The organism is uncultured Tateyamaria sp. (genome assembly GCF_947488715.1).
Lineage (GTDB): Bacteria > Pseudomonadota > Alphaproteobacteria > Rhodobacterales > Rhodobacteraceae > Tateyamaria.
Genome location: NZ_CANLAG010000015.1, coordinates 1 through 19,632, shown reverse-complemented (window position 1 = coordinate 19,632; position 19,632 = coordinate 1). Strand labels below are relative to the sequence as shown.

Sequence of the window (19,632 nt, the reverse complement as noted above, 5' to 3'; positions counted from 1 at the left end):
TGTTCACCGAGCGATGGACAAGCCCGTGTGACCGTGCCTATCATCTGCGAAACAGGACATGGGTGCGATGACAGCGATGCGGGACACAAACGGACAGGCCAACGGGCGCACAGAGCGCGACGCCGGGTTTTCCCTTTTGGAACTTATGGTTGTAGTCGTCATCCTTTCTATTCTGGCGCTGGTGATCGTGCCGCGTGTGATTGATCGCCCCGACCAGGCGAGGGCTGCGCGTGCGCAGTCTGACATCGCCGCAATTTCCAGCGCGGTCGAACTCTACCGCCTCGACAATTTCCGCTATCCGACAACAGAGCAGGGCCTTGCCGCTTTGGTGAACCGCCCGACCTCGGAACCCGCACCGGCCAATTATGCGACCAACGGTTATATCGACCGCTTGCCTGTTGATCCGTGGGGTCAGCCCTATCAGTACCTCGAGCCGGGTGTGCATGGGCAGTTCGACGTATTCACCTATGGGGCTGACGGGGCCTCGGGTGGGTCCGGTGCCAATGCCGACATAGGATCATGGAGCGGAAGCTGACCCTTGATCGCAGCCCGCGGTCGGGCAGCGCGGGGTTTTCGCTGATCGAACTTGTGGTTGTGGTGGCGATTGTCGCTGTGCTGGCCACGGGTGCCAGCCTGGTTGCGGCGCGCAGCGGCGATGCAACGGCGCTATCGGATCAACAGCGGTTTGTGCGCGGTTTGGAACGGACGCGCGCGCGGGCCATTCAGGGTCGCCAGACCCTTGGGATCGCGCTGGGGCGTGGTGGTCTGCAGATCGCGACACGCACGCAAGACGGCTGGCAGGTGAGTGACCGCGCCGTGCGCTGGCGCAACCGTGTGACGGTGCTGCGTCGGGCCGATCGTACTGGGCCAGAGGCACCGGACATCGTGATCCTGCCGAATGGGCAGGTGTCCGAGTTCACCGTGTCCTTTGGCCGGAACGAAAGATCGGGGCGCACGACCTGTCGCGGCACAGCCGAGGGGATGGTGACATGCGACGGCGCGTGATCCGAAGCGGTCGGCGGGATCGTGGCCTGACCCTGTTGGAGCTGGCGGTGGCTGTGCTGGTGCTGGCGATGGGCAGCATGGCGGCCCTGCGGGCCACGGATCAGGCGCGCGTTGCCATTGGCGGTGCCGAAGATCGTACGCTGGCACAATTGGCCGTGCGCAACCGCGCAGCCGAGCTGCGCCTGCCGCCGGGGTCTGTGCCGCTATCTGCGGAGGTGGATGTGGCGGGCCGGGTGATCACGCTGGACACTGCGTCGGTGCCAACGGCGGCGGGGCTGACCCGCATCACCATCACCGGGCGCGCGCCAAGCGGTGCCGCCGCGCAGATGGTGATCTATGTGGCAGGGCCGGGGGCATGAGGCAGCCCGTCCCCCATCGCGATACCGGTCTGACCCTGATCGAGCTGGTGGTGGCGATGTCGGTCTTTGCCCTTGTGGCCGTCATGGGGGTGCAGAGCCTGACAGGCACGTTGCGGATCAATGACCGGTTGGTCGAGATCGATACGCGAACGGCGGCGTTGGCGCAGGGGCTCGCGTTGTTGCGCAATGACATGTCGGCGGCGGTGCCGATGCTGTTTTATCCGCCGGGCCAGCCGCCCGGTTCGGCGCTGGATCAGGTGGAGGGTGGGCTGGATATGTCGCTGGCGGGGCAACCGCTGGCCGAGGATGCCCATACCGACCGGCACCGTGTTGAATGGCGCGTGGACCCGGTCGAGGGTGTGCTGACCCGCCGTCACTGGCCCACGCTGATCCCGCAGGACAGCGGGCAGCGCAGCGGTGAAACCGTCGTGATGCGCGGCGTGTCCGAGTTGCGCCTGCGGACTCTGTGGGACGGGGTGGGCTGGGTCGATGGACCTGCGCCCCCGTTGGGCACTGTTGCCCTCACGGCCGAAGTGTCGGGGGACGAGGACAACACAGGTGCGCCGCCTGCCGCCTATTTCAGCACGCTGCCATTGGCGATTGAGGTGACGGTGGTCGGGCCGGACTGGGGCAGCCTGCGCCTGTTGGAGAGCCTGAGATGACGCGCCCGCACCGCAGCGCGGGCTTTGTGCTGGTCAATGCGCTGGTGTTGGTTGCGGCCATGGCGGCGGCGGCGGTCCTGTTGTTGTCGCGGGCGGAATCCGGGCGCATGCGGTTGAGTGCGGCGCAAGAGGCGGATGTTCTGACCTCGGGGCTGGCGGCATACGAGGCCTATGGTCGCGCGGTGCTGATGCGCGACCTGCGCAGCGGTGGTCTGGACACGCTGGACGACGCCTGGGCGTCAGATGTGGCTGAGGTGCCGCTGGCGCGGGGGGTTGTGTCGGGGCGCATCAGCGATCAACAGGGCCTCTTTAACGTCAACTGGCTGGCTGACCCGGTCAACGTGGCGGCGCGCGAGGGGTTCAATCGTTTGCTGTCGCGGTTGAGTATCCCGAAACAGGTGGGGGACGACATTGCCGCCTTTGTGTCGCCGCAAGGGCTTGGCAGTACGGCGGGTTTCGACGCGGCAACGCCACCGATTGCGCCGCTGGGTGGGCCGATCCTGATGGTCGAGCAATTGGCGGCCATTCCCGCACTGTCCCCCGAGACGCTGGCCCTGTTGCAGCCCCATATCGCGGCGCTGCCCGGTGACAGCACGGTCAACATCAACACCGCCACATTCGACACGCTGGCCGCGGCCCTGCCAGGCGTATCCGATGGCCGGTTGCGCACCGCGCTGCAAAGCAGGCGCAAAGAGCCGTTCGGGTCGGTCGATACCTTTTTTCAGGAGTTGGGTCTGGCGGTGCAGCCCGAAGACCCCGACGCGCCCAACCCCGGCAATTTTTCCGTGTCCTCGAACTGGTTCCTCGCCGAGATCACGGCACAGGACGGTGACCGGCGCGCGACGCGGCTGGTGCTGTACCGACGGATCGGCCTTTTGAACGGGATCAACGTGGAATGGCGGGTGTCGCGCTATGACTAGCTGTGCGATGAGGTTGAACCGCCGCGCCCCGAACGGCATGGTTGGCGCGGGCGCATTTTATCGGGGGCGCGGGTGACGGCTTTGGATCCATTTGGCGGCAAGAACACGGAATTCGTGCATGTGACCCATGCCGATGGCCCGCTGTCTGCGCGTCAGGTGCTGGTTGTGCCGGGTGCCGAAGTGGCGACGGTCACGCTTGACCTGCCGGACAGGTTGCGCGGGCAGACGCGCGAGGACGTGGCCCGCCGCCAGTTGCGGGACCGCTTTGGGCTGGACGGTGACAGCGCCGAGATGCGTCCGTTTCATCTGCGGGGCGGGTCCGACCGGTTTGACCGCGTGCTTGTGGCCGACAGCGACCGGATCGACGCATGGCGCGCGCAGGCGGGGCCACAGTGCCGCGCGGTTCTGCCGGATTACCTTGCATTGCCGGCAATGGACGGCACGTGGACAATGTGTGCAACGCCGGATGGGGTCGCGATACGGCTGGGCCCGGATGACGGGTTTGGCGCGGGTCTGGATGTGGCGCTGGTGCTGTTGGACACCGCATTGGCAAACGGCGACACGCCGCGCGCGGTGCACGTGATGGGCGCGCCGGTGCCCGAAGTCGCGGGATGGGCCGCCGCGCACGACATACCCGTCACCGAAGGCAACGATGTGACCAAGGCGCTGGCGGGGGGCGAGGTCGAGATGGATCTGCGCCGTGACCCCCGGCGGGCGCGTGACGCGGTGGCGCGCCGATGGATGCCCTGGCGATATCCCGTCTTGCTCGGCACGGTTGCGGCGGGTCTGTGGGCCGCATCGCAATACGTGATTGTCCAGCGGATCGCGGCAGAGACCGCCCAGATCAACGCCAGCACCACGGCCTTGGTGCAGGAACATTTTGTCGCCTCTGGCCCGGTTCTGGACGCGCGGGTGCAGGTCACGCGTGCGCTGAACGCACGCCGCGCTGGCACCACACCCAAAGAGGCGGCACCCGACCCGCTGGATACGCTGAACCGCGCGGCACTGGTGCTGGCGGCACAGGGCGCGGACACGCGCGCGGCGCGGTATAGTGCAAATGACGGGCTGAACCTCGTGGTCGGGGTTTCGGACTTTGCAGCCGCCGACCGGCTGGCTGCGGCGCTGCGGGACGCGGGCCTTGGCATCGACGTGGTCGACACACGCGCCGATGAAAACAGCCCCGGCGTGCGTGCCGAGATGCGTGTGACGGACGTGGCAGAGGTGTCGGAATGAGCGCGCGCCTGATCGACCTGTTGTCCCGGCTGGCCCCGCGCGAGCGGCTGTTGCTTGCCATCATGCTGGGTGTGGCGCTGCCCGCCGGGTTGATCTTTGGCTTGCTGCTGCCGCTGCATGACACGCGCAACGCCGCCCTGGACGACCGGTCCGATGCGCTGGCGCTGAACCTGTGGGTGCAGGCGCGTGTGGTCGAGCTGCAAGGCTTGCCGCAACCGGAAGAGACCATCGTGACGGCCCCGATCGGCACCAGTGGCATCGAGCAGGCGCTGATCGAACGGGGATTGCGCGACGCCGTCAGCCAGCTGAGCGCGGATAGCCAGGGCGTTGTCACCCTGCGGTTTGATGAGGTCCGGTTCGGTCGGCTTGCCGATTGGCTGTCAGAGGCGCATCCGCGCTGGGGCTACGACATCGCGGCCCTCAGGCTGGATGCCGCCGACACCGAAGGCAGCGTGGCCGCCGCCCTCACATTGGTTGCACCAGACGGTTAGCGCAGCGCCTTGAGCCGCACCTTGATGCTGGCCTGACGCCCGGCCAAAGCGCCGAGGGGGTCCAGTTCGGGGTGGGTCGACAGCACTTCGGCGATTGCCTTGTCCGCGGCTGTGAGCCGTGCAGCACCCGCGCGCGTCTGGCCATCCCGCAGCAGCGCGAGGCCCTGTTCGTGGTCTGCCGTGCCTTTGACGGCGAGGGCCGCGGCGCGCTCTTTTCCGGACCCGGATTGGGCCAGGGCCTGCGCGATTGCGGCGGCCTGATCAAAGGCCCCGGCGCGCAATTCACTGTGGCCGTGTTCCAGCCTCACGCGCTCTTCAAAGGGTCCCGCATCGGTCACCAGCCGCGCATAAACGCGATTTGCCTTGTCATAATTGCCCTGTTCCAACGCGGTGCGGGCCTGATTGTACTGCGCTTTGAACCCGCGTTGGCTGGTTGCCGTGTTTTCGGCACAACCGACGATAGAAACTGCGCAGAAAGCCGCTATTGCGGCCTTGATTGGACGTCCTGCCATTGATCCTGCTCTTATTTTTATGTTATTTTCCAGTGTATTTACCACGAACTGTAATTTTCGTCCACATTCACAACCCGACCTGCGACAGACAACATTCATGCGCATCCTTTCGACAACACTCACCCTGGTCATGCTGGGCGCCGTCGTTCTGGCGGGGATGGAATTGACGCAGGCGTTGGCCTCGACCACGCCGCGTTCCATCAACGCCGACGCTGTACCGCAATTGACCCCCGCACCTGTGGCGGAGGCGTCCGCACCTGCGACTGTGATCTGGCCCGCGCTGTTCGGCGAGCCGCAGCCGCCCAAGCCTCCGGCACCGCCGCCCACACCCGTTGTGGTCGCCGTCGAAGAAGAACCGCAGCCCCCCGCGCCGCCACGCCCGCCGCTTTCGTCGCTGGGCTACAGCCTCAAGGGAACCGTGCGTGCAGGCGATGCCGTCTGGGGGCTGGTGTCGCATCCGACCGGCGATCAGATTATGCGTGTGGGCGACGCCTTTGCGGATGGTATGGTGATTGCGCGCATCGACGCATCCGGCATCTGGGTCGACACAGGTGGCGACATGCCCGAGCTGATGGGTTTCCCCGAATAGCGGCCCTGCGCTGGTCGAATCATTGTGAAAACCTTTGGGATGCAATGACAGCGCATATCGGCTAATGTGCCGAACAAGAGCAAAATGAACTTGTAAAAATACAAGGCAGAGCAGGCAATGATACCGTTGAACCCGATCCGGGCGGCCTATGTCGCGCTGATGCTTGGCATCGTGCAGGCCGTCACCCTATTGAGCGCCCCCGCCGCCCATGCACAGGTAGAGATGAACCTGCGAGACGCGGATTTGCGCAGCTTTGTCGAAATCGTATCCGAGGCCACGGGACGGAACTTTGTCCTGGACGAAGGTGTGCGCGGCACGGTCACGGTGCTGGCCCCCGAGGATCTGTCGCCCGCCGACCTCTACGAAGTGTTCCTGAGCGTGCTCGAGCTGAACCGCCTGACGCTGGTGTCGGGCAACGGGGCGGACCGGATTGTGCCGATCAACGTTGCACGTGAGTTGTCGGGCGATGTCCCGCCCGGTGGTTTGGGCGATTTTCAGACCCGCGTGATAGAGGTGCGGCACGTGCCACTGAGCGAGATTGTCGAAGTGGTCCGCCCGCTGTTGCCCGCCGAAGCGATCCTGACGCCGCTGCCGCGCTCCAACCGGTTGATCCTGTCGGACCGGTCCAAGAACCACGCGCGCATCATCAACCTGATCGAACGGATTGACGTGCCCGCCGAACGCCCGATCGAGATGATCCGCCTGCGCAATGCCAATGCAGGCGAAGTGCTGGATGTGATTCAGTCCATGGGGATTGTGCCGGACGATGCCGCCGTGTCGGTGGATACGCGGTCGAACGCCATTCTTGTGTCCGGCCCTGACGACCTGCGCCAGCAGCTCCGCACCCTTGCCGGTCGGTTGGACACCCAACGCAACAACATCTCGTCGCGCGCCATCGAACTTAACTATGCCGACGCGACGGAACTGGCGGATGTGGTGCTGCGTGCGATCACAAACCAGTCCGGTGACGACACGGGCCAGATATCCCCGATCCGCATTGTGCCGGAACCCAAGACCAACACGCTGTTGATCACCGGCCCCGAGGAACGTCTGGGCGACATCGCAGAGATGGTGCATTTCCTTGACCGCCGCCCCTCGCAGGTGCTGGTCGAAGCGGTGATTTTCGAGATGTCCGTGGACGGGTTTGCCGACCTGTCGGCGCAGTTCGGCCTGATCCTGAACGACGCGATCATCGGCGGGGTCGAGTTGGCCCTCGAGGGACGGCCCAGCCTGACCAACCTGGTGTCCTCTGTGCTGAACGACACAAACGGCGTCGGGTCCCCCGGCAATGGCGGCAGCATCGGCGTCGCCGCAGGCAATGGCAGCGAAGGGCTGGTTGGCCTGATCAGCGCCATCACCCAGAGCAATTCAACGCGCCTGCTGTCCACGCCGTCGATCATGACGCTGAACAACGAAGAGGCCGAGATTGTCGTGGCGCAGAACGTGCCGTTTGTGACGGGCTCCTTTTCCACGGTGGGTACGGATGCCGTGCCGGACAACCCGTTCCAGACCATCGAACGTCAGGACGTGGGCCTGACCCTGACTGTCACGCCCCAGATCAACGCGGACGATACGGTCAAGCTGGCCATTGATCAGGAAGTGTCGAGCCTGACCAATGCAACCGCATCCGCCGGTGGTGAGATTACCGCGCGCCGGGCGCTGTCGACCAACGTGCTGGTGCGCGACGGCAATGTCATCATGCTGGGCGGTCTTTTGGAAAACGGGTCCGGGTCGGTCAGTCAGGCCGTGCCGGGTCTAAGCAAGCTGCCGGTTGTGGGTGGTCTGTTTCGCGGCAAGAACTCCAGCAAGAACCAGCGCGTTCTGTTGATCATGCTGCGCCCCCGCGTGGTCAATTCCGAGAAAGAGGCGCGGCACCTGACACGGCAACTGGCGCGGCAAGCCAAGGCGGCAAGCCTTGCCATTGCACCGGACAACGACGACACTTACCCGCGAACCAGCCAGGTGGGCCTGCCGTTTGACGGCGCTGACCTGAACCAACCCTTTGACGCCGGATTCGTCGACGATGTCGCGCAGCAACGCAACCTCCCCCCACTTCCCAACCGTCTCCGGTTTGGCGAAAACTAGGCTGCCTTTCTCGTTCGCGCGGGATCATCAGGTGCTGTTTGACGGCACCCATCTGGTGATCGGCCCGAATTTCACCGCCCCCGGCCTGCGCGAGGCACAACGCCGGGTCGGTACGGACCGCGTCGCGGGCCTGCTGCGCGCGGATCAGGACGGGTTCGACACCGCACTGGCCCGCACCTATCAGGACAACTCCGACACCGAGAACGGCACCGATGGCGTGACCTTTGACCTCGAGGACGGCAGTGGCGGCACGGACACCCGCGACCTGCTCGAAGACGTGGACGAAGCGCCGGTGATCCGGCTGGTCAACCAACTGCTGCGCCGCGCAGTACAGGCCGGCGCGTCGGATCTGCATATCGAACCGTTCGAGGGCGGGCTGCGCGTGCGCCAGCGCATCGACGGGTTTCTACAGCCCGTCATGGTGCGCGACGATGTGCCGGTCAAACGGATCATCTCGCGGCTCAAGGTGATGGCTGCGCTCGACATTGCCGAAACCCGGCTGCCGCAGGACGGGCGTATCCCGCTGTCCATCGGCGGGCGCATGATCGACACGCGTGTGTCATCGCTGCCCGGCAATTACGGTGAACGGGTGGTGTTGCGGATCCTTGACCGCTCGGCCGGGGTGCGCCCACTCGACCAACTGGGCCTGTCCACCGATCAGATTGCCTTGCTGAACCGGATGTCGGCCATGCCCAACGGCATCATCCTGGCGACCGGCCCCACGGGCGCGGGCAAGACGACGACGCTCTATTCCCTGCTGCAACTGGCCAACCGGGATGAACGTAACATCGTCACGGTCGAGGACCCCATCGAATACGACCTGCCCGGCATCAGCCAAAGCCAGATCAACGCCGAGATCGGCATGACCTTTGCCGCCGGGCTGCGCGCCACGCTGCGGCAGGACCCCGACGTGATCCTCGTGGGCGAGGTGCGCGATGGCGAGACGGCCAGCGTTGCAGCACAAGCGGCCCTGACCGGGCACCTCGTGTTTTCCTCGCTGCACGCGAACGGGTCCGTGGGGGCGGTGGTGCGCCTGCGCGATCTGGGGCTGGACGACTTTTTGATCGCGGCGACCCTGCGCGGCGTTATTGCGCAACGTCTGCTGCGCAGGCTATGCCATGAATGCCGCAGCCCCCGCGCGCCGGAGGCCGCAGATGCAGCGCTGTTCGCGCGCCATGGCCTGACCACACCCGAACAGGTGTACGACGCCGTGGGCTGCGACACCTGTGGCGGCGCGGGCTATGCGGGCCGTGTCGGGATTTTCGAGATGATCGAGGTGGGCGAACGCCTGCGCACCGCCATCGACAACGGCGCAAATGAAAGCGAGCTGGCGACCATCGCGTTGGACGTGGGCGAGACGCTGATCGGGCAAGGCCTGCGACAGGTCATCGCCGGGGAAACCACGCTGGCTGAAACCCTGCGCGTCGTGGGGGATGTGGCGTGAACGCCTATGGCTACGTGGCCTTTACTGAAGGCGGCAAGCGGCGCACCGGCACCATCATCGCCGAAACCGAAAGCCACGCCTCGGGGCAGTTGCAGCAAAAGGGGCTCTATGTCTCGGAACTGGTGCTGCGCGAACAGGCGGGCGGGGGCCTGCGTTGGCGGCCCGGTCGGCGCAAGGCGCGGCTGACGCCTGACCTGCAAGCGGTGTTCACCCGCCAAATGGCCGTCCTGTTGGCTGCTGAATTGCCCGCCGAGGCCGCCCTCGAGGCCGTGCGCCAAGGCGGTCATGCCGCCCTCGACGGGGTCGCTGCCGCCGCCCGTGCCGCCCTGATGGACGGGTCCAGCCTGTCCGAGGCGCTGGCCCGCACCGGCGGAGGATTTCCACCCTTCTACATCGCATCCGTGCGCGCGGGTGAGACGGCGGGTGATCTGGCGGCGGTGTTCAACGAGTTGGCCGACTATCTGGAAACACGCGGCACCGACCGGGCGCAGATCGCAAGCGCGTTGATCTATCCCGCCTTTGTCGCCGCCGTGTCGCTGTTGGTCTGTGCGATCCTCATGGTCAGCGTCGCGCCCGAGATCGTGGCGATGTTCGAGCTGTCGGGCCGACCGCTGCCGGACATCACGCAGGTGGTGCTCGCCATCAGCGACTGGATACAGGCCAACCTGCTGCTCTTGGGCATCATCGCGGGGGCGCTGACCCTACTGGGCATCGCGTCGTCCATCGTGCCGAACCTGCGCCGTCGCCGCGATGTGGTCCTGTTGCGCCTGCCGCTGGTAGGACGGTTCATGCGCCTGTCAGCGGCGGTGCAATATCTGCGCACACTGGCGCTGGTGCTGGGCAGTCGTCACGCCGTCCTGTCGGCGGTGGAAAACGCGGCACAGGTGCTGGATGTCGAACAGTTCCGCACCGAGGCCGAAACCGTGTCGACCGCGATCCGGCAGGGCGAAACCCTGTCCACGGCTCTCAATCAACTGTCCATTGTCCCCCCGGTTGCGCGGCAGTTGGTCAGCGCAGGCGAGGCTTCTGTCCGGCTGGCCCGTATGACGGAACGCGCCGCTGTTCTGGTGGAAAACGGGCTGAGTACCGAACGCAAGCGCATCGCAGCACTGCTGGAGCCGATGCTGATGATGGTTGTGGGCGGCTTTGTCCTGATTATCGTGCTGGCCGTGCTGTTGCCGATCTTTGACCTGCAAGCGGTCGTGACGTCCTAGACCACCGTGTACACAAAGCGGGTCATGCGGTCGTCCGTCATGCTGTCATCCAACGCAAGCGCCCCGTCACGCAGCGCGTCTGCGCAGGCCCGCGCGGCCTGTTCCAACCCATGATCGCCCTGCGCGCGGGCCGTGTCCGCCACCCGGTCCAACAGATCCCCCGACAGGCCATACACCTCGGCAAAGGACCGGGACGGGGTGGCCAGCGCCGCCATCGGTGCCTGCCACTGGCCGTCCTGTGTCACCCAGTCGTCCCCCTCACCAAGGATCGCGGCCACGTGTTCGTAAAATTCCGCCTGATCAATCGGCATCGAACTGAACCTTTCCAACCTTGCGCTTGATCCAATCGCCCTGCGCACCGCGCTGGACGATGAACGGACCAATGGCCAAGACCTGCATCCGCGTGTTCATGAAACAGGTGATCGCATCCTGCGGGGTGCAGACAATCGGCTCGCCGCGCACGTTGAACGAGGTGTTCAACAGCATGGGACAGCCGGTGCGCCCGTGAAACGCAGCCAGAATGTCCGCCGCACGACTGCCCTGGCCCGGCGTCATCGTCTGCAAACGGGCGCTGAAATCCACATGGGTGACCGCATCAAAATCGCTGCGCACAGCGGCCTGCATGTCCATCGGCTCGCTCAGGCCCTGCGCCCGCGCCGCCGCGCGGTCGGTTGGCCCGCGATAGGCCGCGCACAGCCGTGCAACCAGCAGCATATAGGGACTGGGATCCGTGGTCTCGAAATAGGTCGCGGCCTCGTCCGCCAGCACAATGGGCGCAAAGGGGCGCCAGCCTTCGCGGAACTTGATGCTGCGGTTCACGTGGTTCAGCGTGTCCTGTCCCCGCGCATCCGCAAGGATCGAACGGTTGCCCAACGCACGCGGCCCAAACTCCATCGCGCCGTCGAAATGGCCGACGATGCGCCCCTTGGCCAACAGCTTGGCCACCTGCTGCGCATAGGTCGCCGGATCATCCACACGGTCATAGACAAGGCCCGCATCCTCCAACGCCAACCGGATCGTTTCCGCGTCATAGGACGGACCCAACAGCGCGTGATCCATTGCGTCACCGCCCGCAGGGGCCGGTCGCGCCGCACCATCGCGCGCAACCTCAAGTGCTGCACCCAACGCACCGCCCGCATCGCCCGCAGCCGGTTGAATCCACAACCCCGACAGCTCAGGCAATTCCGCCCGCAAGCGCCCGTTGGCAACACAGTTCAGCGCCACGCCGCCGGCAAGGCACAGGTTGCTGTGACCCGTCGTCGCCAGCGCGTGCCGGGCTAGGGCGATCATCGCCTCTTCGAGGACGGCTTGGACCGAGGCGGCGACGTTCATATAGAACGGTGTGACCGGCGCATCCGGTGCCAGCGGCGGCTTGCCCATCACCCCCTCGAACAACGGCGAGATCGAACTGGGCCCGCGCGCGAAGTCGAAATAGGCCATATCCAGCGCAAAGGACCCATCAGCGCGCAGCGTGATCATCTCTTTGATCCGGTCAACGTAAATCGGCGCGCCAAAGGGCGCGAGGCCCATCAGCTTGTATTCCCCCGAATTGACGCGAAACCCGCAATACTGCGTGAACGCGCTATAGAGCAGGCCCAGCGAATGCGGGAAGCGGATCTCGCCGATTGGCTCCAACCCCTCCGCCGTGCCGGACCACAGGGTCGTCGTCGAATATTCGCCCACGCCGTCCACCACCAACACAGCCGCCGACGCAAAGGGCGAGGGGTAAAAGGCGGACGCCGCATGGGACCGGTGGTGTGCCACAAAATGCACATCGTCTGCGTGTCCGGTGATGGCGGTCAGTTGCGCGGGCAACTCCTGGGACAGTGCGCCCAGCGTCTTGACCATCTGCGGCCACAGGCGCGCACCGCCGGGCGTCTGATGGCGGGCGTTCTGCAGGATGCGCTCGGCCTTCAGCGCCGGGTCTTCGTAGTAGGCAACCGCGTCGGGATGCGCCCCGGCAGGCAGGCGCGACAGGCAATAGGCGATGGCGTTTTCAGGAAACCGCCAATCCGCCTTTTGCCGGGTAAACCGTTCTTCCTGCGCGGCGGCGATGATGCGATCACCCTGCACCAGAACGGCGGCGGCATCGTGGAAATGGGACGAAACGCCCAGCACGTATTTCCCGCTCATATCCCGCCCTCCGCACGCAGATCGGCCAGCACCGGGGCCAGACGTTCGGCATAAAGCGCGTTGGCGTGCGCGTTGGGATGCGCGTCATCCGGCAGGAACGTGTGCGCGGGGTCAGACGGGGTCGAGATGTCCACCACATCGCCGCCCTGTTGCAGCATCCAGGCGTTGAACGCCATGTCCAGCTGATCGAGCAGCACAATGCGCAGCGGCACCTGCGCGGCCCGCGCGGTGTCGCGCACCATGGCCAGCACCGACTGCATTGCCATGCCCAACATGCCTGGATCGGGCAGGAACGGCGCCAGCTCGGCCTCGCGCGTGATCGGCTGCCAGATCGGCACATAGGTGATCGCGGCCTGCCCATCCGCGCCGTGGCGCAGCACCGGGATATGCTCGATCCCTTGCCTGTACCATTCGGGCGACAGGAACTGTTCCATCCGGTGCGGGTGCGGCACGTTGCGATACCGGTGGTCGGAAAAGACGGCAAACACCGCCGCATCCACCGCACCGCGCGCCACGTCGCGCCGGAACTGCAACAGGTTCTGCACCGTGCCGTGCCCACTGATCCCCCGGTTCAGAATACGCAGGTCGGGATGCGTCTGTTGCGCGCGGGCGCAGAACGTCTCGTCGTCCTGCAAACGCGCGCCATAGGTGAACGAACAACCGTAGACCGCCACGCGCGGCGCAGGTCCCGACGGTTGACCCGGCACCACCCGCCAGCCCGCATCGTCGATGGTCTGTATGATCTTGCCCTGGCCCTTGAGGTCCACGCGAAAACCCGGCGTAAACGCCCATCCCAACACCGGGTCCGGCCGAAACAGCAGACGCGGTTTGGTAACTGTCTTGGATGCGAGGAAATCCATTTTTGCCGTGCGGGCCAATCAAGAATAAAGCTGTCGCGACTTTAGTGAGAGGCCAACGGAGTGACAAGTATACGCGGACGCTGTGCGCTGCCGCACCTTGATCGCTGGCACGTTCCAGCGCAGTGTTCAGGCACTTGCGCCACCAAAGGACGACCCATGGACACCCCCTGCATCGTTTGCGTCGCGATCACCGGATCGCTGCCGACCAAGGCCAACAACCCCGCCGTGCCGATCACCGTCCCCGAACAGATCGAAAGCACGCACGAAGCCTTTGAAGCCGGGGCCACCATCGCCCACTGCCACGTGCGCAACGATGACCAGACGCCGTCCAGCGACCCCGAGAAATTCGCCCGCCTCAAGGAAGGGTTGGAACAGCATTGCCCCGGCATGATCATTCAACTGTCCACCGGTGGGCGGTCCGGGGCAGGCACCGCGCGGGGCGGAATGTTGCCGCTGCGGCCCGACATGGCGTCGCTCTCGGTGGGGTCCAACAACTTTCCCACGCGGGTCTACGAGAACCCGCCCGACCTCGTGGAATGGCTCGCCTCCGAAATGCGCACACATCAGGTCAAACCCGAGATCGAGGCCTTTGACCTCAGCCACATCCTCAAGGCCAAAGAGATGGCCGACGCAGGCGAGATTGTCGGCACGCCCTATGTGCAGTTCGTGATGGGGGTCAAAAATGCGATGCCTGCGGACCGGGACGTGTTCGACTACTACGTGCGCACCGTGCACCGGCTCTTTGGCCAGGACGCACCATGGTGTGCGGCAGGGATCGGTGCCGCGCAGCCTACGTTGAACAGATGGTCCATCGCCGCGGGTGGCCACGCCCGCACCGGGCTTGAGGACAACGTCCGCCTGTCAAAAACCGAACTGGCCCCATCGAATGCCGCACTGGTGCGCCGCACCGTCGACATCTGCGCCGAACATGATAGACCTGTCGCAACCGTGGCCCAAGCCCGGTCGATCCTCGGCCTCAGACCCCATGACGCTTGAATACAATTAGCGTCATAATCATGATTATGTAAAATAGTGTGATCACCCGGCGATACCGGATGACCACCATACTATTCCGTCAATCAGTTACAGGCACTCTGCCAACGCATCCGCGAGGCTGTTGATCAACTGCGGATAGAACGCAGGCCCAAGGTCCAGGTTCGACCCAAGCGGATCGAGAATACCGGTTTGGGTCGTCGTCCCGGCGGTCACGGTGGCAACCAGACCGGGGTTGAACTGCGGTTCAGCCAGAACGCAGGTCACGCCATCCTCAGCAATATGTCCCTGAATCTCGGCAATGCGCGCCGGGCTGGGGTCTTTCGCATCACTGAGCGCAATGGCCCCCAGAGCGGGGAAATTGAAATCCGCTTCGAAATACTGATAGGCATCGTGGAACACGACAAAGCGCTTGCCGCGCACCGGTGCAAGCGTCGCGTTCACATCGGCGACCAGCGCGTCCATTTCCGTCCGGGCAGCGGCGGCATTGGCGCGGTAGGCATCCGCATTGTCCGGATCGGCGGCGGCCAACTGATCGGCAATGGCACCGATCCACGTCACAGCATTGCGCGGCGACAGCCAGGCGTGCGGGTCATGGTCGCCATGATGATGACCATGATCGTGGCCCGCATGTTCTTCATGGTCTTCTTCGGCGTGTTCCTCGTGGGCATGTTCGTCATGCCCGTGATCATCGTGACCGTCTTCCTTGTGCTCTGCGTGATCGTCATGGCCGTGGTCGTCATGCCCCTCGTCCTTGTGATCCGCATGGTCATCGTGCCCATGCTCGTCGTGTTCGTGCTCATCATGCTTATCCTCAGCATGGTCTTCATGTCCGGCTTCGTCATGGTCGTGATCGTCGTGACCATGGTCGTTATGGTCATCGCCCTCGAACACCGCATTGTCGCGATAATCCAGCGTGATGGTCCCATCGACTTCCAGCAACGACGTCACCGTCGCATCCGCTGCAAGGGTTCCAACAGCATCCGCCAGCCAAGGCGTCAAATCAGACCCGATCCAGAACACCATCTGCGCATTCTGCAACGCTGCGGCCTCGGATGGGCGCAGGCTGTACTCATGCGGGCTCGCCCCCTGCCGGATGACCAGATCAGGCGCGCCGACCCCCTGCATCACACGCGCCACCAGCGCATGCACCGGTGCAATATCAACGGCGACCTTTGGCACATCGGCCAGCGCAGTGCCTCCGGCAAGAATGGCAGTGACGGACAGACCCGCGAGCTTTCTGGACATTGTAACCCTCATGTGATTTTATAACACTTCCTGACGGCATAGATGTTATAAGATAACATGACAAGTGACTCGCGCAAAAATACCGACGCAGGGCCTCTGGGCTTTGCCAGTCACGACCATGGCGCTTGCGTCACGGATGCCCTGCACGCGGCTGACACCCGCTGTGCCGACGAAGGGCTGCGGTTTACACCGGTACGCCGCAAGGTTCTGGAGATTCTGCTGCAGGAACATCGCGCGCTGGGGGCCTATGCCATCCTCGACGGGCTGCGCGATGCCGGGTTTGGATCACAACCGCCCGTGGCCTACCGCGCGCTCGATTTCCTCGTTCAACACGGCTTTGCCCACAAGATCGAGCGGCTGAACGCGTTCATCGCCTGCACCCAGCCCAGCCATACGCACGCGCCCGTCTTTATGATTTGCCGCTTGTGCGACACGGTGGCCGAAACGCAATCCGCCCCCGGTCGCGGCGCATTGAGCGATGCGGCCCGCGCCACCGGGTTCCAGATCGAAAGGACCGTTGTCGAGGCCGAAGGCGTCTGCCCCTCCTGCGCGGAAAAACCCGCCCAATGAGCCTGGTTCACGTCCACGACCTGAACGTCAGCTATGGCGCGCGCACGGTGCTGTCCCGCGTGTCCCTGCGGATCGACAAGGGCGAGATTGTCACCATCGTTGGCCCCAACGGGTCGGGCAAGACCAGCCTGCTGCGCGCCATCATCGGCGCCGTCAAACCCGCCGCAGGCCATGTGCAGCGCGCGGAGGGTGTACGGATGGGCTATGTGCCGCAAAAACTGCATATCGACGAAACCCTGCCCATGACCGTCGCGCGGTTTCTCAAACTGTCCGGCCACGTCACGGCACCTCAGATCAACGAGGCCCTGACCCGCGCGGGCCTGCCCGACGTGTCCCGTGCGCAGCTGTCCAAACTGTCCGGCGGGCAATTCCAACGGGTCCTGCTGGCCCGCGCCCTGATCGGCAAACCCGACCTGCTGCTGCTGGACGAGGCAACCCAGGGCCTCGACCAACGGGGGTCGGCGGCGTTCTACCAACAGATCGAACAGGTGCGACAGGATACCGGCTGCGCCGTCCTGATGATCAGCCACGAACTGCATGTCGTGATGAGCGCATCGGACCGCGTGATCTGCCTCAATGGCCACGTCTGTTGCGAGGGAACACCCGCCGTCGTGGCCTCTGCCCCTGAATACCGCGCCCTCTTCGGCACCGGCACCGGGGGCGCACTGGCGCTCTACCGGCACGAACATGACCACCACCATCACCACGACGACCACACCGAGGCGGCCGAGTGATGCTGGACGACTTTCTGATACGCGCCACACTGGCCGGGATCGGCGTGGCCCTGGCTGCGGCACCTTTGGGCTGCTTCGTGGTCTGGCGGCGCATGGCCTATTTCGGTGACGCAACCGCCCATGCCGCAATCCTCGGCGTGGCACTGGCGCTGGCCTTCTCCATGTCGATCTTTGTTGGCACGATCACCGTCGCGCTGGTCATGGCCCTGACGGTCAGCGCACTCTCGGGGCGCGGCTACGCGATGGACACGCTGCTGGGCGTGCTCGCACATTCCGCCCTCGCCTTCGGCCTCGTGGCCGTGTCGTTCCTGTCAGGCATCCGCATCGACCTCATGGCCTACCTCTTTGGCGACATCCTCGCCGTGTCCCGCGGTGACCTCGCCGTGATCTGGGGCGGCGCCGCACTGGTCGTCGCGCTGATCGGCTGGCGTTGGTCCGCCCTGCTCACCGCCACCCTGAACGAAGACCTCGCCCACGCCAGCGGCATCGACCCCCGGCGCGAACAACTGGTGCTGACGCTGGCACTCGCCATCACCGTCGCCGTCGCGATCAAGGTGGTGGGCGTCCTGCTGATCGCCGCGATGCTCATCATTCCCGCCGCCGCTGCACGGCCACTGTCGCGCACCCCCGAGGGCATGGCACTCATGGCCGCCGTCATCGGCACCCTGTCCACGGTGATTGGCCTGCGCGCCGCCTTTGTCCTCGACACGCCCGCCGGGCCGTCGATCGTCTGCATCGCCGCGCTGTCCTTTGTCTCCACAACCCTGGTCAGCAGCCTGCGCCGCGCCGCCTAACCGTCCTGAACGTCGTCAAAAGCGCCAGGCACCAGGTCTTCCCAAAACTGAACCATCTGCGGCAGACACACCGCCGCCCGCCAACCCAACCGCGTGAATTCCGACCGGAACACATCATCCGGCAGGCTCGCCAGAAACAGCCGCCGGTCCGCATCCCGCTGGGTCGGAGACCGCGTATCGACCAGGGCCTGTATCCGCGCCATGACCGCCGCCCGCGCCTTGCGTTCGCGCGTGACCTCCGCCTCGCGCGCCTCTGCCTGCGCCCGCGCGCCCTCCTCAACCGAGGCGCGGCGCGTCGCTGCGGCCACAGCCTCCGGGGACGGCGGCGCGGCCTCGGCGGGTTTGTAGTCATCGCGCAACGCCGCATGCAGATACCGCACCGGACTGTCCACGCCCCCCCTGCCCTTCAGATAGGTGATCTTTTCGGCGACATAATCCGCGCCATGCTCGGAAATCCACTGACGCGCCAAACGGTCACTCACACCCAGATCCATCAACGCGGCATAAACCGGGCTCTGCCGCACCCCTGCCCCATCATCGATGTCCAACAGGGCCAGCTGCGGGTTCTCGCGGATCGCAAACCGGATCTCGCTCACTTGTCGCCCCATTTTGCGCAACTCGGGTGTGACCATGATGTTCGACATCTTGTTCACCTCGGCCACGGCGGGCTTGATCACCTTGGCATTCAGATGCTTGAAACTCTCGTAATAGGCACTGCCCTCGACCCCCATCAGCCGCCGGAACAGGTCAATCGGCCACCACCCGGTCGATCCCGTCCGCACAAACCGATAGCAATTCTCATAAAGCGCCAGCGCATGACCGGATGTGAACCGCCGCTGAATGTTCAGATTGATCAGGGCAAACACCTTGGGATCATGCAGCTTTTCCGCAAGCGCCGGAGAATAGGCGTATTCACAGACGCCGCCCGACAGCTTGGCATAGGACAGCAACGCCGACACGCCCCACTCCTGCCGCCCGTTCGCGTCCAGCATGTCCCACTCCGCGGTCGTCTCTGCAAGGCTGCGCAGAGACTGTTTGAGCGTGTCCATGTCGTTCGAATTGTAGCCCACCATCATACACAGCGTGCGTGCGTCGATCTGATGTTTGGTCTTCGTGACCAGCGTGTCGTAGGCGTTCAACAGCAGCACGTTGCTCAGCTTGCGTTGCAGTAGTGTCAGCTTGCCTGACACGTGAATGGCGGCCACGTTCTTCTTGACCGATTGCCGCCGCAGCGGTCCTGTCAACGTGTCGTGCGGAATAGGAGTGTCCATCTATGCGCCCTGCCCTGCGTGGTGCCACTGCGGTCGAACCGCTTGTTGGTGTGGCTTGTCGCGTAGTATGCCCTAAAAGGTGCCCGCGCTCAACGGTGCTGTGGGTTCCCCAATAGGCACCCGTATACGGGACGGGCCAATCCTGTAAACGGGTTCCTTTAGAAGTTCGGCGTGGAAAACCGGACAAACTGTGACCTGCGGGACTCGTCCAGAGTCCCATTCGAGACCCATATATAGCGATCCCGCATCCTGGCACCGCTATTCCTGCGAATCGGCACCATTCGACCCGTAGATGGGTGCCTTTGCGCCTGTATCCTGGCCCCCCTCGTCCTGTATTCAGGCACCCAAACACAGGTAGCGTACTGATGCTTAACGCTTTTCTTACGCCAAAGATTCTAAATTCCTTAAAGAATTACAAACTTTGTCGTCGTCTTCCTTTGCATGATATGGTGATTTGGCGCTGGTTTCGCCTGCGAAACCGGAACCAGTCGTTTCAATGTGCTGCTGCCTTTGCC

The 19,632-nt window shown here is 64.6% G+C and carries 21 protein-coding genes; 15 read left to right on the top strand and 6 right to left on the bottom strand.

The features are described 5' to 3' along the window. Nucleotides 1-58 precede the first annotated feature (58 nt). From gspG to gspM, 7 genes are all read left to right on the top strand, one after another. Nucleotides 59-535: a type II secretion system major pseudopilin GspG gene (gene gspG, locus Q0936_RS20075; protein WP_363323305.1), complete on the top strand. Its 477-nt coding sequence runs from the start codon at nt 59-61 to the stop codon at nt 533-535. Beyond that, nucleotides 520-1,005 (top strand): prepilin-type N-terminal cleavage/methylation domain-containing protein, encoded by a 486-nt coding sequence (locus Q0936_RS20070; RefSeq protein ID WP_299297320.1) that lies wholly within the window; start codon nt 520-522, stop codon nt 1,003-1,005. The genes gspG and Q0936_RS20070 overlap by 16 nt, the downstream gene beginning before the upstream one ends. Beyond that, nucleotides 990-1,364 (top strand): type II secretion system protein, encoded by a 375-nt coding sequence (locus Q0936_RS20065; RefSeq protein ID WP_299297318.1) that lies wholly within the window; start codon nt 990-992, stop codon nt 1,362-1,364. Before Q0936_RS20070 ends, Q0936_RS20065 begins: the two co-directional genes overlap by 16 nt. Then, entirely contained in the window at nt 1,361-2,026 is a 666-nt protein-coding gene (locus Q0936_RS20060; RefSeq protein ID WP_299297317.1) for a type II secretion system protein GspJ, read from the top strand. The genes Q0936_RS20065 and Q0936_RS20060 overlap by 4 nt, the downstream gene beginning before the upstream one ends. Continuing rightward, on the top strand, nt 2,023-2,946 hold the full coding sequence (gspK, locus tag Q0936_RS20055) for a type II secretion system minor pseudopilin GspK (RefSeq protein WP_299297316.1): 924 nt from the start codon (nt 2,023-2,025) through the stop codon (nt 2,944-2,946). Before Q0936_RS20060 ends, gspK begins: the two co-directional genes overlap by 4 nt. A gap of 72 nt (nt 2,947-3,018) precedes the next feature. Then, on the top strand, nt 3,019-4,179 hold the full coding sequence (gspL, locus tag Q0936_RS20050; RefSeq protein ID WP_299297315.1) for a type II secretion system protein GspL: 1,161 nt from the start codon (nt 3,019-3,021) through the stop codon (nt 4,177-4,179). After that, entirely contained in the window at nt 4,176-4,670 is a 495-nt protein-coding gene (gene gspM / locus Q0936_RS20045; RefSeq protein WP_299297314.1) for a type II secretion system protein GspM, read from the top strand. The genes gspL and gspM overlap by 4 nt, the downstream gene beginning before the upstream one ends. Here the strand turns inward: gspM and Q0936_RS20040 are convergent. Next, entirely contained in the window at nt 4,667-5,182 is a 516-nt protein-coding gene (locus Q0936_RS20040) for a hypothetical protein (protein ID WP_299297313.1), read from the bottom strand. The two genes, gspM and Q0936_RS20040, sit on opposite strands and share 4 nt — an antisense overlap. A 97-nt stretch (nt 5,183-5,279) precedes the next feature. On the opposite strand from Q0936_RS20040, the gene Q0936_RS20035 reads away from it, so the two are divergent. The 4 genes from Q0936_RS20035 (at nt 5,280) to Q0936_RS20020 (ending at nt 10,514) form a co-directional block, all read left to right on the top strand. Further along, nucleotides 5,280-5,771 carry a hypothetical protein gene (locus Q0936_RS20035; RefSeq protein WP_299297311.1) on the top strand — a complete coding sequence of 164 codons (492 nt, stop codon included), beginning with the start codon at nt 5,280-5,282 and terminating at the stop codon, nt 5,769-5,771. Between the two features lie 117 nt (nt 5,772-5,888). Further along, nucleotides 5,889-7,856, top strand: coding sequence for a type II secretion system secretin GspD (gene gspD / locus Q0936_RS20030; RefSeq protein WP_299146615.1), 1,968 nt, complete (start codon nt 5,889-5,891; stop codon nt 7,854-7,856). A gap of 31 nt (nt 7,857-7,887) precedes the next feature. After that, entirely contained in the window at nt 7,888-9,300 is a 1,413-nt protein-coding gene (locus tag Q0936_RS20025; RefSeq protein ID WP_299297310.1) for a GspE/PulE family protein, read from the top strand. After that, nucleotides 9,297-10,514, top strand: coding sequence for a type II secretion system F family protein (locus Q0936_RS20020; RefSeq protein WP_299146617.1), 1,218 nt, complete (start codon nt 9,297-9,299; stop codon nt 10,512-10,514). Before Q0936_RS20025 ends, Q0936_RS20020 begins: the two co-directional genes overlap by 4 nt. On the opposite strand, the gene Q0936_RS20015 is transcribed toward Q0936_RS20020, so the two are convergent. The 3 genes from Q0936_RS20015 to Q0936_RS20005 are packed head-to-tail and all read right to left on the bottom strand — an operon-like array spanning nt 10,511 to nt 13,507. Continuing rightward, nucleotides 10,511-10,825, bottom strand: a complete 315-nt coding sequence (locus tag Q0936_RS20015; protein WP_299297309.1) for a hypothetical protein — start codon at nt 10,823-10,825, stop codon at nt 10,511-10,513. The genes Q0936_RS20020 and Q0936_RS20015 overlap by 4 nt on opposite strands. Next, a complete protein-coding gene (locus Q0936_RS20010; protein ID WP_299297308.1) occupies nt 10,815-12,647 on the bottom strand; it encodes a carbamoyltransferase N-terminal domain-containing protein in 1,833 nt (610 codons plus the stop codon). Before Q0936_RS20010 ends, Q0936_RS20015 begins: the two co-directional genes overlap by 11 nt. Continuing rightward, nucleotides 12,644-13,507 carry a hypothetical protein gene (locus Q0936_RS20005; protein ID WP_299297306.1) on the bottom strand — a complete coding sequence of 288 codons (864 nt, stop codon included), beginning with the start codon at nt 13,505-13,507 and terminating at the stop codon, nt 12,644-12,646. The genes Q0936_RS20010 and Q0936_RS20005 overlap by 4 nt, the downstream gene beginning before the upstream one ends. 156 nt (nt 13,508-13,663) lie before the next feature. On the opposite strand from Q0936_RS20005, the gene Q0936_RS20000 reads away from it, so the two are divergent. Further along, nucleotides 13,664-14,503, top strand: a complete 840-nt coding sequence (locus Q0936_RS20000) for a 3-keto-5-aminohexanoate cleavage protein (RefSeq protein ID WP_299297305.1) — start codon at nt 13,664-13,666, stop codon at nt 14,501-14,503. Between the two features lie 87 nt (nt 14,504-14,590). Here the strand turns inward: Q0936_RS20000 and Q0936_RS19995 are convergent, their stop codons facing one another. After that, nucleotides 14,591-15,748: a zinc ABC transporter substrate-binding protein gene (locus Q0936_RS19995; RefSeq protein WP_299297304.1), complete on the bottom strand. Its 1,158-nt coding sequence runs from the start codon at nt 15,746-15,748 to the stop codon at nt 14,591-14,593. 57 nt (nt 15,749-15,805) lie between these two features. Here Q0936_RS19995 and Q0936_RS19990 point away from each other — a divergent pair, with 57 nt between their 5' ends. The 3 genes from Q0936_RS19990 to Q0936_RS19980 are packed head-to-tail and all read left to right on the top strand — an operon-like array spanning nt 15,806 to nt 17,846. Continuing rightward, a complete protein-coding gene (locus Q0936_RS19990; RefSeq protein WP_299297303.1) occupies nt 15,806-16,318 on the top strand; it encodes a Fur family transcriptional regulator in 513 nt (170 codons plus the stop codon). Beyond that, complete coding sequence (locus Q0936_RS19985) at nt 16,315-17,052, top strand: metal ABC transporter ATP-binding protein (protein WP_299297302.1); 738 nt, start codon at nt 16,315-16,317, stop codon at nt 17,050-17,052. Before Q0936_RS19990 ends, Q0936_RS19985 begins: the two co-directional genes overlap by 4 nt. Further along, the gene (locus Q0936_RS19980) at nt 17,052-17,846 is read left to right on the top strand and encodes a metal ABC transporter permease (protein ID WP_299297301.1); all 795 of its coding nucleotides are present in this window, start codon (nt 17,052-17,054) and stop codon (nt 17,844-17,846) included. The genes Q0936_RS19985 and Q0936_RS19980 overlap by 1 nt, the downstream gene beginning before the upstream one ends. Here the strand turns inward: Q0936_RS19980 and Q0936_RS19975 are convergent. Further along, nucleotides 17,843-19,117, bottom strand: a complete 1,275-nt coding sequence (locus Q0936_RS19975) for a replication initiation protein (RefSeq protein WP_299297300.1) — start codon at nt 19,115-19,117, stop codon at nt 17,843-17,845. The two genes, Q0936_RS19980 and Q0936_RS19975, sit on opposite strands and share 4 nt — an antisense overlap. Nucleotides 19,118-19,632 lie beyond the last annotated feature (515 nt).